This window comes from Hydrotalea lipotrueae (assembly GCF_019249625.1).
Taxonomy (GTDB): domain Bacteria; phylum Bacteroidota; class Bacteroidia; order Chitinophagales; family Chitinophagaceae; genus Hydrotalea; species Hydrotalea flava.
In genome coordinates this window covers 1-14,597 of sequence record NZ_JAESDL010000024.1, presented here as the reverse complement: position 1 = coordinate 14,597, position 14,597 = coordinate 1, and the positions used below count along the sequence as shown (strand labels likewise).

General features: G+C 35.6%; 13 protein-coding genes. 8 read left to right on the top strand and 5 right to left on the bottom strand.

What is annotated here, in order from left to right; translation table 11 throughout:
• Window positions 1-39 precede the first annotated feature (39 nt).
• From rplO to JK139_RS12775, 5 genes are all read left to right on the top strand, one after another.
• Entirely contained in the window at window positions 40-489 is a 450-nt protein-coding gene (gene rplO, locus JK139_RS12795) for a 50S ribosomal protein L15 (protein ID WP_074418252.1), read from the top strand.
• Window positions 490-563: 74 nt separating this feature from the next.
• Window positions 564-1,916, top strand: a complete 1,353-nt coding sequence (gene secY / locus JK139_RS12790; protein WP_068242557.1) for a preprotein translocase subunit SecY — start codon at window positions 564-566, stop codon at window positions 1,914-1,916.
• A gap of 164 nt (window positions 1,917-2,080) precedes the next feature.
• Window positions 2,081-2,887: a type I methionyl aminopeptidase gene (map, locus tag JK139_RS12785; protein ID WP_068242554.1), complete on the top strand. Its 807-nt coding sequence runs from the start codon at window positions 2,081-2,083 to the stop codon at window positions 2,885-2,887.
• Window positions 2,888-3,014: 127 nt separating this feature from the next.
• Window positions 3,015-4,553: a M20/M25/M40 family metallo-hydrolase gene (locus tag JK139_RS12780; RefSeq protein WP_218331437.1), complete on the top strand. Its 1,539-nt coding sequence runs from the start codon at window positions 3,015-3,017 to the stop codon at window positions 4,551-4,553.
• Window positions 4,554-5,798: a BaiN/RdsA family NAD(P)/FAD-dependent oxidoreductase gene (locus JK139_RS12775; protein ID WP_218331436.1), complete on the top strand. Its 1,245-nt coding sequence runs from the start codon at window positions 4,554-4,556 to the stop codon at window positions 5,796-5,798.
• 51 nt (window positions 5,799-5,849) lie between these two features.
• On the opposite strand, the gene JK139_RS12770 is transcribed toward JK139_RS12775, so the two are convergent.
• A complete protein-coding gene (locus JK139_RS12770; RefSeq protein ID WP_068242822.1) occupies window positions 5,850-6,113 on the bottom strand; it encodes a hypothetical protein in 264 nt (87 codons plus the stop codon).
• A 195-nt stretch (window positions 6,114-6,308) separates the two neighbouring features.
• Here JK139_RS12770 and rpsA point away from each other — a divergent pair, with 195 nt between their 5' ends.
• Window positions 6,309-8,279: a 30S ribosomal protein S1 gene (gene rpsA / locus JK139_RS12765; RefSeq protein ID WP_228733224.1), complete on the top strand. Its 1,971-nt coding sequence runs from the start codon at window positions 6,309-6,311 to the stop codon at window positions 8,277-8,279.
• Window positions 8,280-8,424: 145 nt separating this feature from the next.
• Here rpsA and JK139_RS12760 read toward each other — a convergent pair whose 3' ends face one another.
• Entirely contained in the window at window positions 8,425-9,984 is a 1,560-nt protein-coding gene (locus JK139_RS12760; protein WP_317196307.1) for a hypothetical protein, read from the bottom strand.
• 357 nt (window positions 9,985-10,341) lie between these two features.
• Window positions 10,342-11,004: a hexitol phosphatase HxpB gene (gene hxpB / locus JK139_RS12755; protein WP_074418978.1), complete on the bottom strand. Its 663-nt coding sequence runs from the start codon at window positions 11,002-11,004 to the stop codon at window positions 10,342-10,344.
• Between the two features lie 421 nt (window positions 11,005-11,425).
• Between hxpB and JK139_RS15560 the strand changes: the two genes are divergently transcribed.
• A complete protein-coding gene (locus tag JK139_RS15560; protein ID WP_228733229.1) occupies window positions 11,426-11,764 on the top strand; it encodes a hypothetical protein in 339 nt (112 codons plus the stop codon).
• 137 nt (window positions 11,765-11,901) lie between these two features.
• Here JK139_RS15560 and JK139_RS12745 read toward each other — a convergent pair whose 3' ends face one another.
• Complete coding sequence (locus tag JK139_RS12745) at window positions 11,902-12,414, bottom strand: acyl-CoA thioesterase (RefSeq protein WP_068242537.1); 513 nt, start codon at window positions 12,412-12,414, stop codon at window positions 11,902-11,904.
• Between the two features lie 59 nt (window positions 12,415-12,473).
• The gene (locus JK139_RS12740) at window positions 12,474-13,529 is read right to left on the bottom strand and encodes a mandelate racemase/muconate lactonizing enzyme family protein (RefSeq protein WP_228733223.1); all 1,056 of its coding nucleotides are present in this window, start codon (window positions 13,527-13,529) and stop codon (window positions 12,474-12,476) included.
• Between the two features lie 199 nt (window positions 13,530-13,728).
• Here JK139_RS12740 and rpiA point away from each other — a divergent pair, with 199 nt between their 5' ends.
• The gene (rpiA, locus tag JK139_RS12735; protein WP_228733222.1) at window positions 13,729-14,403 is read left to right on the top strand and encodes a ribose-5-phosphate isomerase RpiA; all 675 of its coding nucleotides are present in this window, start codon (window positions 13,729-13,731) and stop codon (window positions 14,401-14,403) included.
• Window positions 14,404-14,597 lie beyond the last annotated feature (194 nt).

Here is a 14,597-nt window from a genome sequence, read left to right as displayed (position 1 = left end):
GCGAGGGGCGATTCCCCGATAAGTACAAAATCAAATACAATGAAATTACACAATTTAAAATCCGCAGAAGGCGCAACGCACAAACAAAAAAGATTAGGCAGAGGTGAAGCATCTGGTAAAGGTGGTACATCTACAAAAGGTAACAAAGGTGGACAAAGCCGTGCCGGTTACCAACGTAAAAATGCTTTTGAAGGCGGTCAGATGCCTATCCAACGTCGTTTACCAAAACGTGGCTTTAAAAATATTAATCGTGTTGAATACAAAGTGTTCAACTTAGGTCAAATAGAAACATTGAATGAAAAATATGCTTTCTCAGAATTTTCATTGGAAAACTTATACATCAACGGATTGGTAAACAGGACTGATAAAGTTAAAATTCTGGGTAATGGAGAATTAAAAACTAAATTGAATTTTAAAGTAAATGCCATTAGCGATAAGGCAAAAGCTGCCATTGAATCTATTGGCGGTACAGTAGAGCTAATTAAATAATTTACTGTATATTGCCTCCCGCATTCATTAGCGTTTGAAATGCTTTAGGTTTTAATCTCTTAACAACAGTATTTGTGAAAAAATTCATCAAAACAATTAAGAATATTTGGGGTATTGAAGAGTTGCGTGATAAAATTATTGTAACGCTTGCTTTAATATTAGTATACCGGTTTGGTACCCATGTAGTATTACCCGGAATTGACCCGAATTTATTAGATCAGGCAAAATTAAATGCTGCAAATAAAGGTTTGTTAGGTTTGTTCGATACTTTTGCAGGTGGAGCTTTTACACAAGCTTCCATTTTTGCATTGGGCATTATGCCTTATATATCTGCCTCTATTTTTATGCAGTTAATGACCATTTTAGTGCCTCAATTACAAAAAATTCAAAAAGAAGGTACCAGCGGTCAGAATAAAATTAACCAATGGACTCGTTATTTAACTGTAATTGTAACCGCTTTTCAGGCAGGTGCTTATGTTGCTTATTTAACTAACCCACAGGGCGGCTATGCACAGGCTATCTTATTAGACAGAACAGTATTTACAATTACCACTGTTATCACACTTTCAGCAGGAACTTTGTTTGTAATGTGGTTAGGAGAAAGAATCCAGGATAAAGGTTTGGGGAATGGTACCTCTATTATTATCATGGTGGGTATATTAGCACGTTTTCCACAGGCAACCATTCAGGAATTTTCTGCCAAAAGTGAAAAAGCGGGTGGTGGTTTATTAATTTTCCTGATTGAAATTGCCATTCTGGTTGCTGTCATTATGAGCTTAATTATATTGGTGCAAGGTGTACGTAAAATACCTGTGAATTATGCCAAACAAATTATAGGCAATCGTCAGTTTGGCGGTGCAAGACAATTTTTACCGGTAAAAGTGAATAGTGCAGGTGTAATGCCTATCATCTTTGCACAGGCAATTATGTTCTTACCTACATTGGTTTCTTTCACTAATATTGAATCTGCAAAAGGAATTATAAAAATATTCAATGATCACAGTAACCCTTGGTACATGCTGATTTATGGTGTTATGGTAATTGGATTTACCTTTTTGTATACCGCTTTAATATTCAACCCCAAACAAATTTCTGAAGATTTAAAACGTAATAACGGTTTTATACCCGGTGTTAAACCCGGCCAACCTACAACAGACTTTATAGGCGCTATTATGGATAAAGTAACCTTACCCGGTGCCATTTTTCTTGCAATTGTAGGTATCATGCCAGGTTTTGCTCAAAAATTAGGTGTAACCAGTTCATTCAGTACGTTTTATGGAGGTACCTCTTTGTTAATTATGGTAGCGGTAATTTTAGATACGCTGCAACAAATAGAAACTTATTTATTAATGCGTCAGTACGATGGATTAATGTCTGGTGGCGGTAGAATACAGGGAAGGCAAGGTGTAACATCTTCTGTATTATAATATTGAAGAATTGCTTTTTAAATATTAACCTGTTGGGCCTTGGCTCAGCAGGTTTTCTTTGGTTTTCTTTTTATTGACGTTCCATTTATACTTTAGATAATAGCACTAATTTAAATTGAATCAATTAATTTTATTTTCAAATGTCACGAAGAAATAATGTAAATATGATGTATGCTAAAACTGAACAGGAAATTGCATTGATGAAAGAAGCCGCTTTGCTGGTTAGTAAAACATTAACGGCTGTTGCTACATTTTTAAAACCCGGCGTTACTACCTTACAAATAGATAAACTTTGTTTTGAATTTGTGAAAGATCATCAGGCTATTCCTTCATTTCTAAATTATCACGGATATCCATACTCAGTATGTGCTTCGGTGAACGACGTGGTGGTACATGGTTTTCCGAATCATACTCTAATTAAAGAAGGTGATATTGTTTCAATTGATATGGGTGTCATTTTAAATGGATGGCATGGCGATCATGCGTATACCTTTATTGTTGGAGAGGTTGCACCTGAAGTATTGCAATTGGTAAAAATTACAAAAGAAAGCCTTTATAAAGGAATTGAAAAAGCAATAGCCGGTAACAGAGTAGGTGATATTTCTTTCGCCATTCAAGAACATACTGAAAAGAAAATGGGTTATGGGGTAGTGCGTGAATTAGTAGGTCATGGATTAGGACGTTCATTACATGAAGAGCCACAAGTGCCTAATTATGGTAAACGCGGTAATGGGCCAAAACTGAAAGAAAATCTTGTGTTGGCTATTGAACCGATGATTAATTTAGGTACCAAAGACGTGTATACAGAACAAGATGGCTGGACGGTTAGAACAAGGGATGGCAAAGTTTCTGTACATTTTGAACACGATGTTTGTGTGAAGAAGGAGCATCCGCTCATTCTATCTGATTACAGCATTATAGAAGCTGCTGAAAAAAGCAATACGAATCTAAATACCAGTTATTACGCATAATCTGTTTCAGTACTTGATTTTATTCTAAATAATCCAGAAAATCAAGTGCATGGTGTATTTAATTGTGTTTTAACCTGGCTGCAATATAATGCATTGACTGTATTGTTACATACTATAAAATAAATACATGAATAGATTGAATATTTTATCGTTTGCTTTTTTTTTAGCCCTCATGCAAGTGCAGGCACAGCAAAAGCATCCATTGCCTTGGTTCAAAGATTATCAACAGCAAAACAAAGCCACTATTCTGCAGGATTATATTGATTTTATTGCCATCCCTAATATTGCAGTAAATAAGATTGCCTTGCAGAATAATGCGGAATATTTAATGCGGCTAATGCAATCTGCCGGTATTGAACATACCCGTTTTCTTTTTCCTGAAGATGAATCAGCACCACCGGTAGTATATGGAGAAATAATAGTACCCGGAGCCAGGCAAACTATTGTATTTTATGCCCATTATGATGGACAGCCCGTTGATAGCGCTAACTGGCATATCGGTTTACATCCCTTTCAACCTGCTTTATACAGTAATAAAATTGAACTTGGCGGTAAGCCATTGACGAAAGATGAATTTATTAATAATTTGCAGGATGAATTTCGAATTTATGCTCGTGGTGCTGCCGATGATAAAGCCGGTGTAATGGCAATCATCAATGCCTACATTGCTTTAAAAAAGAAAAATATTGCGCCTGCAGTAAATGTAAAGTTCTTTTTTGAAGGGGAAGAAGAAGCCGGTTCGCCACATTTGGCTGAGGTATTATTCAAATACAAAAATCTGCTTCGCTCTGATGTTTGGATTATTTGCGATGGCCCACAACCCTCATCCGGAAAAAATTTGATATCATTCGGTGTTCGGGGCGATACGCATATAGACATCACTTTGTATGGAAGCAAATTCCCATTACATAGTGGTCACTATGGCAATTGGGCACCCAATCCTGCATGGAATCTGGTTCGCTTATTATCTTCCATGAAAAACGATAGTGGTTATGTTACCATCAAAAATTTTTATAGTGATGTGACACCCTTATCCAATCTGGAGAAAAATGTATTGGCACAATTAGATCAAAATGATACAGAATTGAAACACCAATTCGGTTTTATTATGCCGGAAATGAAAAATATTGCTTTATCTGAAGCCATTCTTTTACCCACTTTAAATATCAATGGTATCGAAAGCGGAAAGTTTGGTGCATTGTCTACCAATAGTATTCCTGCTACCGCTTCTGTAAGTTTAGATTTACGTTTGGTGCCCGGAAACGATTACAAAGTACAGCAGGAAAGAGTCATTAAGCATATTCAAGATAAAGGTTATTACATCATTAACAGAGATCCTACTGATGTGGAACGAATGGCTCATCCATTCATTGCCAAAATTATTTGTAGTGATGGGTATAATGCGCAAAAAACACCAATGGACTTAGCAGTTTCGCAGCAAATCATTCGTGCACTTGCTGCAACTTCAACAAAGGGGTTAGTAATCATGCCTTCTACAGGTGGCAGCTTGCCTTTGTATGTTATTGAACAACAACTCAATGCCAAAGCCATTTCTATACCCATTGCCAATTACGATGATAATCAACATGCGTCCAATGAAAATATCCAAATGGGTAATTTTTGGAATGGTATTCAAGAAATCATTTCAATTATGATAATGCAATAAATGCGTAATTCAAAATCTTTAATAGTAATTGGAGGAGGTGCTGCCGGTTTTTTTTGTGCGGTAAACACTGCGCGGATGAACCCTGATTTGCGGGTAATGATTGTTGAAAAATCAGATAAAGTGCTTTCAAAAGTAAAAATTAGTGGTGGTGGGCGTTGTAATGTTACCCATGCATGTTTCGAACTCAATCAGTTTTTTCAATATTATCCACGTGGTGCGCAGTTTTTAAAAAAATGTTTTCATTGGTTTAATGCAAAACATACGGTTGAGTGGTTTAAAGAGCGCCATGTAAACCTGATTGCAGAACCAGATGGGCGGATGTTTAGCGATACCAATACCTCTCAAACAATTATTGATTGTTTGTTAGGCGAAGCAAAACGTTATGAGGTTAATCTTCTGTTGAAAACAAATATTATCAAAATTTTGCCTGTTAAAAATTATTTCAAATTAACTGCTGTAAATGGAAAAGAAATGGTAGCAGATTATGTATGTATTACAACAGGTGGTTTTCCTAAATTATTGCAGTGGAATTGGTTGGCCGATTTAGGTCATACTATTGTTCCGCCTGTACCCTCGTTGTTTACATTCAACCTTTCTTCGCATCCTATTCATGAATTAACAGGTATTAGTATTCCTGCTGTTGCAATAAAAATTAACGGAACAAAATGGAAACAAACAGGCCCTCTGTTAATTACCCATTTTGGTTTCAGCGGACCTGCCATTTTAAAGCTTTCGGCATGGGGTGCCCGTTATTTGGCTGAAAAAAATTATATTTTTGATATACTTATTAATTGGATTCCTGAAATGAATGAGCAGGTATTGCGAAATACCCTGAATGGTTTCAGAATGAATGCATCCCGGCAAATGATTGGTTCTAAATGCTATTTCTCTTTTCCTCTAAGGTTGTGGCTTTATTTCTTAGAACAAATCCATCTTTCACCTCAAAAAAAATGGGCCGATATCAGTAATCATCAAATCAATCAACTGGTATTGAAATTGCAGCAGGATAAGTATACCATTCAGGGCAAAACTACTTTTAAGGATGAATTTGTTACGGCTGGCGGCATCGATTTATCTGAAGTAGATGCCAATACTTTAGCAAGTAAAAAAATACCTCATTTGTTTTTTGCCGGTGAAGTGTTAGATATTGATGGTATAACAGGCGGATTTAATTTTCAAAGCGCATGGACAACAGCATTTATGGCAGCGAAAGCCATTGCTGCAGATAGTTCAGCAAGTGCATAAAAAAACTGCTCACTGAAACAACAGGAACAGTTTATTATTTCATAGCAATATTTATCCTTTCTTCTTTTTGTCGGCGGGCTTATTGGCTTTATACCGCATATCCGGTGTTCCATCTTTTTTCATTGGGCCGGCTGCCTCTTTTTTGCCTTTATTTTCTTTGTAACGCATATCGGCAGTACCATCTTTTTTAACATGGGTTGTTTTAGGCGCTGTCATTTCTTTTTTCTCTTTTTTAGGCTGAGTTTTAGCTGCCTGCGCAAAAGATGCTGTTGAGAAAATAGCTAAAGCCAGCACCAGTGCAAAAATTCTTTTCATTTTTTTGTGTTTTTAGTGAATAAAGTAGTTGAATGCAGGGTTTATCTGTTTTGAATAACCCGGTTAAATTTAAATAAAATTTTAAATCAATAAACATTTATTCCTCTTTTAATATTTTATTAATGTCTTGGTTATTAACGTTGCTATGAGGTATCAGATTGGTAAAAAAACTGCTATAAAATCAGTTTTTTTGGCTTGAAATACATACTTTTGCAGCCCGAATTAAAACAATCGGGCACTATTATGATTTCTATTAACAAACAATTAAACGCTGATGCACAGGAGAATGTATCCGGTGCTGCTCAGGAAGCAGTACAGGAACAATCTGCAGCGACAACAAATGCACCTGTAGCTGAGCCGGTTGAAGAAGTGGCAACTGCTCATGATGATTTTGACTGGAGTATTGATAAACGCAATGTAAGTTTGTACACTCCTGATGAAAAAGCCAAATACGACAAAGTGTATGAAAACACTTTTGTGCAAATTGAAGATGGCGAAATTTTACAGGGTGATATTGTTGGCTTAACCAAAACAGATGCTGTTATTAATATCGGGTTTAAAAGTGATGGTTTAATTTCTCTCAATGAATTCCGCGATACACCCGGTTTGAAAATTGGTGATAAAGTGGAAGTAATGGTGGTAGAAAAAGAAGACAGAGATGGCAATCTTCATTTAAGCCGCAAATCTGCCCGTATTTTCCGTGCTTGGGAAAAAATTGTAGAAGTACACAAAACCGGTGAAGTTGTTACCGGAACTGTTACCTCTAAAACCAAAGGCGGATTGATTGTTGATGTTTTTGGTATGGAAACCTTCCTTCCTGGCTCTCAAATTGATGTGAAACCGGTTACTGATTATGACCAGTTTGTTGGAAAAACAATGGAATTTAAAGTAGTTAAAATTAATGAAACCATTAAAAATGCCGTTGTATCACACAAAGCATTGATTGAAAGTGATATTGAAGCTCAAAGAGCTGAAATTATGAGTAAATTAGAAAAAGGTCAGGTATTAGAAGGTACTGTAAAAAATATTACAGACTTTGGTGCATTTATGGATTTAGGTGGATTAGATGGCTTATTATATATTACCGATATTTCATGGGGAAGAATTTCTCACCCATCAGAAGTGGTAAAAATGGATCAAAAATTACAGGTGGTTGTATTAGACTTTGATGATGACAAAAAACGCATCAGTCTGGGTCTGAAACAATTAACGCCACATCCATGGGATGTATTACCTGCTGATTTAGCAGAAGGTGCAGTTGTAAAAGGTAAAGTGGTGAATATTGAAGATTATGGTGCTTTCTTAGAAATTCAACCCGGTGTTGAAGGCCTGGTACACGTTTCTGAAATTACCTGGGCAAATACACCCATCAACGCAAAAGAGTTCTTTAAATTAGGTGATGAGTATGAAGCTAAAGTGGTTACTTTAGATAAAGAAGCACGCAAAATGAGTCTTTCTATCAAACAAATGACAGAAGACCCATGGAGCACCATTGAAATCAAATTTGCAGAAGGCAGCAAACACAAAGGATTAGTGAAAAACATTACGCCTTATGGTGTGTTTGTTGAATTGGAAGCAGGAATTGGTGGAATGATCCATATTAGTGATTTAAGCTGGTTAAAACGCTTCAATCATCCCAGTGAATATGTAAAAGTGGGCGAATATATTGATACCATCATTTTAGGTATTGATAAAGAAAACCGAAAATTACAATTGGGCCACAAACAATTGGAAGAAGATCCCTGGAATGCACTGGAAGAAACCTTTGGCGTTGGAACTGTTCATGAAGGAACTGTGATTCGTAAAGATGATAAAGGTGCCGTAGTGCAACTGTCTTATGGTTTAGAAGGTTTTGCTCCTAACCGTCATCTGGTTAAAGAAGATGGAAAATCTGTTGGTGCCGATGAAACTGCACAATTTGTGGTAATTGAGTTTGATAGAAATGAAAAAAGAATTGTGTTGAGCCATAGCAGAATTTGGGAACAGGCGCAGGCTGAAGAAAAAGAATCAGTGAAGAAAGAAGCCAAAGCCGAAGCTGAAAAAACCAAAAAAGCCGTAAAGAATATTCAGAGCAAAGTTGAAAAAGCAACTTTAGGCGATTTAGGTGCATTGGCCGATATTCGTGCCAAATTAGAAGGCGACGAAAAAGAAGGAGATAGCAAATAAATAAATCCTTTTTTCGAATAAGTTAACGTCTCATGTTGAACCCGACATGGGACGTTTTTTTTTGAAGAACATTTAATTTTTAACCAATTATACAGCAGTGTATCATTCGTGAAACGGTCGGCTCGGATACAGTTAAAAGGCTTCTTTAAGGGTATCTTCTTTTTTTACTTTCCTTGTACTTATTGTAAATAATTTCACTCATGGTTTTGTGATATACCTTCGATTCAACCCATGAAATAATATCCAGGTAGGCAAATGCACGGGTTTCAAAACGGTTCTTTTCAAGATGTTTTATTTTAGAAAGTAAAATAACCAGTTCGGGTTGTAATTTTTCTTCAGCTACATAAAAGGATCTCCGTAAGAAAGCAAAAATTTCTTCTTCAACAATGGTTAAATTTTGCATGCGGGCCATATACCGGTATACCGATTTTATTAAAGAATCAATAATATCATTATTACCCATTTCGTAATGTGCTAATAAATGCATTAAACGGGCATAACATTGCAGGTCATTTCGTAAAGAAAAATTATCATTAATTATTTTTTGCAAATAGTCAATACAGGTGGCAAATTGCCGGTTGCCAAAGTATAATGAGGCTATTTTATAGTTAAATACCAGAATACGGTGTGCATCAATAAATCGCCCATATTGATGTAATTGAGCCTCAATAAAAGGAACGATGGTTAACCCTTCTGAAAAGGTACCGGCCATTAAATGCCAGTTAATTTTTGCGCTATGAATATAGATAAAGGTTTGAATTCTGAAATTGTCGTGCTGGTTAGCCAAATCAGTTGCAGCAAAAGCTTCAAAACGTTGCAATATCAATTGAAACTTATCAAAATTTCTTAAATCAAAATGAGCATTGAGTAAGTTGTGCAATCCTTTAATGTAATGGCCGGTTTCAACTGCAATCATATTCGGCTGCTCATCAAATAAACCCAGCCATTTTTCACTGTAACGATAATACATTAAAAAATCTTGCCGAATAAATGCATACCAGGTATAGCTTTGGTATAGGTACAAACGTTCATAAAACCCTTTTAAAATATAGGCATTTGCAGGAAGGTTTTCTTTAAAGAATAGTTTTACATCTGCCTCATCCTGTTCATTTCTGGCATGTCCGTTTTTAATATACCAGGTATACAGGTGTAAAGCCAGGTTGGATAATGCAGCAACCTGTGTAACATGCTCACTTACTTTTATTGATTCGGAAGTGATTTGCATGGTTTTACCAGGCATGCTTCGGGTAATATGGAGGGTTTCAATTTTTTTTTCCAGTGAAAGTACCTGCGTCATGAAATTGAACTTATTGGCAGTTTTGGCCATTTCCTTTGCTCTTTCTAAAATTTTAAGGCTTTGTAAAAAAAGGCCTTTATTGTACAATATTCTGGCATAATCTAACTGCTCATTCAATTGTAAATCAATACTGTCAGTACTTTTTAGTAAACGCAAACTGGCTAAAACCTGTTTGTACAGATGTGTTTTTAAATTGGCTAATTGTGGTTTATTAATATTATTTAAACGCTTCAGTAAAGTTTTTTCATCATAATCCTGCATTTTTTCCAATGCATCGAATAATTGTACAATTTTTAGTTCGTCTTTATTAGAACTTCTTTTAATATAAAGTTTAAAATGCCTTTTTTCTGACTTTTGTAAGGATTGAATTAATAGAAATAATGGGTCTGAATTTCTGTTGGACATCATGTATTTTTTTTTATGAAACACAGTCTCTACGCGGTTTTTTCGTATTTTAATTACGGTTTAAGGTAATAAAATCGTGCCTAAATTGATTTCTACCAATAAAAAACCCACCTTACTTTTGTTAAAGAAAGATGAGTTAAAGGCAATAAGCAATCGTTAGAGTGGCAAATCGTTAGAGGCAAAATTTTAAGGTAATACTTTTTGTACCTACCTTTCAGGAATAAGACTCAAGAATTTTCATATGGCAAGCAATCGTTAGAGGTCGTTCTGTTTCTACGGGATGACCCTTTTTTTTATTCGGCACAGCAAGTTAAAGATAATTTAACAATCACCAATTTTTTTCACAATTTTTTTTAAAAATTATTGATTGAGCACATTCAGATGCAGTGCCCCAAAATTTTGCAAAGAACTTAATTTTAAATCTGCAGACCTCCACCGCTCTTCTTTTTGCTGATGATACATTGGGATTACTACACATTTCATTCTGGCAGCTTTCGCTGCAATCATGCCATTAAATGAGTCTTCAAAGCACAGACATTCAGTTGGAACTGAGTTGAGTGCTGACGCGCAATTTAAATACACTTCCGGGTGCGGTTTCCCATATTTTAAATTACCTGCCGAAGCCGTGGCCATAAGGTAGGGGGCAATGTTTATTTGTTGTATTACCTGATCTATAATAAATTGTGGAGATGAGGAGGCCAGCCCAATTTTAAAATGATGTGATTGGAAAAATTCAAAAATATACCCAACGCCGGGCATTGTTTCGCCTTTTTCTGCAATTTTATAACTAACAACCTCTAATATTTTTGTTTCAGCAATACTTATTTCAGTATCTGGAATTTTAAATTTGGAAAACCAAGTAGCTACAAATTCATTGGTACGTAAACCCGTAGTAGTATGGTATTCAGTTTCGGTTAGTTGAATATTATAGTGCAAAAAAACTTCATCTGCTGCTTCTTTCCATAATGGCTCACTATCAATTAATAAACCATCCATATCAAATATTACAGTATTTAGTGCCATTATTTTTTTGCGCAAAGGTATTCTAATGCAATAAATGATGAGTGATAAATTCAATGCTCATTCACTTCTATCAAACAAAGAAAATTTAATAACAATGTTTATATTGTGCAGTTTTGTTTTTAAAATACTTGTACTTGTCTTTCATAGAAAAAATAAAACATTTTAAGATAGTTCGCATATGTATTTATATCATTGTTGGTTTGAAATCTTATCCGAGAATTGCCATTTTTAACCCACCTAAAATTGGGTACTGAATATCTGGAACAGTTGCCTGAAAATAATGTTTTATTTGTAAGCAATCATCAAACATATTTCGCAGATGTTATTGTTTTTATACACATATTTTTTGCAGTAAAATGGCGCAGATATAATAGATTAAGATTGCCGTTTTACTTATTCAATCCATTTATACCTGTTTATTTTGTTGCTGCTGAAGATTCCGTGCGTAGCAGTGGATTATCGTTTATTTATTTTAGGCGGCGCTTTGACTGTTAAACGTACCTGTCGTCGGCATGAAGCAACAGAAGTAAGAAGAGGGCTTGATCTTTCTGATACCAGAAAGATCCATCGTGCATTTGAAAAGAACTGGGTAATTACTTTTCTTCAGAGAACAACAAAGCCCTTTGCACCCGGCAGAAAAGGAACTGCCTATATCATTAAAAATAACCGGCAAATTGTGATACCTGTTGTGATTAATGGATTTTGGCGAGCTTTTACTATACAAGGATTGCAGTTTAAAAAAAGAGGTGTTTTGCTATGAGTACAATTTAAACCACCCTTACAAATTGATTATGATGCTGGTGTCGATATAATTTTAGAACAGGTAATGGATGCAATAGAACAAAGCAGACAATTTATGCTGAAAGGTCTGCATCATCATTCAGGGCTACAATAATTTTATTTGCCAAACAATGCTTTTAATTCATTGGCATCATCGGGTTTCATTTTACCTGCCAATATTAACCTTAATTGCCTTCTTCTTAATGCCCCTTCAAATAATTTAATTTCTTCTTCTGTTTCTGGTATTAATGCCGGTACAGGTCTGGGCTTACCGTTTGGATCTAATGCAACAAATGTAAAATAAGCTTCATTGCTTTCATATTGGTATTGATGCAGGCTGTCTTCCCCCCATACCTTTAAAAATATTTCCATAGATGTGTTGAAAGCTCTCGTAACCTTTGCCTCAATATGAACAATATTTCCTAATTTAATGGGATTTTTAAAACTAATATTATCTACACTCGCAGTCATGCAGGGTGTATTGCTGTGCTTCATGGCCGAGAGCGCAGCAGCAATATCCATCCAATACATTAAACGACCACCCATTAAATTGCCAAAGCTGTTGGTATCGTTTGGTAATACCAATTCATTCATAATGGTAAAACTATTGCTTGCTTTTCTGCCTTGCATGATGGATTGATTTGGGTGCTAAGATAGTACAATAGCCCCTTGCAGTAAAAAAAGCAATTTTAAATTGTGGTACTTTCCAGTGCGTTCAGGTAGCTTTCATCTACCGTTGCACCAATACCGGGTGCCTCAGTAGCGGTAAGTTGTAATCCATTATAGGTTACACCACCCAAAACAGGATCTTCTAAATGTCCTAACAAGCATGTATCTATATCATAAAAATGAATATTATTGTGTGCAATTGCAAAATGTACCATGGCAGTTAATGCCAGCCTGCTTTCTAACATTCCCCCCATCATACAAGGTATGCTATGTGCAGCAGCTGTCTGGTGAATTGCTTTTGCTTCCAGTATACCCCCGCTTTTAGAAAATTTGATGTTAATGGAATGGCAGGATTTTGTTCTGATAATTCTTTCCGCATCATGTTGTGTAAATACACTTTCATCTGCCATTATTGGAATAGGCGAACCGGCACATAATGCAGGCAAAAAGTCATCATTGTATTTGGCCATGGGTTGTTCGCAAAATTCAATGTGGTAGGGGGCAAGTGCATGTAAAATTGATGATGCATCAGCAGGGCTCCATCCCTGATTGGCATCAATTCTTAAGGTAATTGCATTGCCAATTGCGTTGCGTATTTGGTTGATTCGCTCAATATCGTCCATTCTGGTTTTTCCTAATTTTACTTTAATACAACGCACACCCTTTTGTGCAAATTTGAATGCAGTTTCAGCCATAGCTTCAGGGGTATCTATCCCAATCGTTAAATCGCTTTCAATCGTTTTATTCTTACCTCCAAGAAATGCATAGAGTGGTACCTGTTGGTATTGAGCAGCTATATCATATAAAGCCATGTCAAATGCACTTTTAATGGTATAATTACCGGTGATGTGTTGATGCAATTCCTGCATCCTGCATTCAATGTCAAGTGGGTCTTTGTATTTCCATAAAAGTGCAAAATCTTTCGCCAGTGTATAGCAGGAATTTTGATTTTCTCCAACAATCATTGGAAATGCTGAGCATTCACCCAGCCCTGTAATGCCTTCATCCGTAAATATTTTAATTAAAATATTCTGAGCAAAATGCATGGTGCCGGTGGCAATAGTGAAAGGTACCATGGGAATTGAATACTTGTAAATTGAAATATATTTTATTTTCATCTTGATCTGTTCAGGTATTTTGTGAGGCCTAAATTTATACAATGTTCGCTGAAAAAATAAAAACCAGCATTTATAGAGGCATATATGGCAGTATACAAGTTGCATCATTTTAAATGATGTTGCTGTAGTTTTAAAAAAGAAAATAGATATTTGTACAATGGATACAATTCAACTGAAACAAAAAGCTGCTGAAAAGGCCATTACTTATGTAAAAAGTGGAATGACTGTTGGTTTGGGCACCGGTAGCACAGCTTATTGGGCTATTCAATTTTTAGGAGAAAAAGTGAAGCAGGGACTGGCTATTCAATGTATTGCTACTTCACAACAAAGTGATGAATTGGCCCGTTCATTGGGCATACCAATGACGAATTTTGCCGAAATCTCAAAAATTGATATTACCATTGATGGGGCGGATGAAACCACCCGTGATCGTCAATTAATAAAGGGTGGTGGTGCTGCATTGCTTCGTGAAAAAATTGTAGCTGCTGCAACAGAATTTTATATCATTATTGTTGATGAACATAAAGTAGTAGATAAATTGGGTAAGTTTAAAGTGCCAATTGAAGTGGTACCTTTTGGATACGAATTTACCATTCGTAAAATTCAGGCTTTGGGCGCAATTGCCACACTACGCCTAACAAAAAAAAACAATATATTGATAACCGATAATCACAATTATATTGTAGACGCTGATTTTGGTTTAATTGAAGATGCATCTTCATTGCATAACCGTATTAATGATATTGTTGGTGTGGTTGAAAATGGTTTATTTATCAATATGGCTTCAATTGTAGTTGTGGCCCATTCGGATGGAAATATAGCTTTTTTATAGTAAGCAATTCGTTCCTCAGTATATTAGATGAATATTAGTATACACTTTGATAATTTATTGAAAAAGTAAGCATTTTTATTAAAAATAATATTTAATGTTTCAAGCGTATTTAATTTTTAGGATTAGGTAGAATAAGCGCAAAGGGATTTTAGATAATTGTAAGGATGTGGAATTTGATTCATCAATCTTTCCAC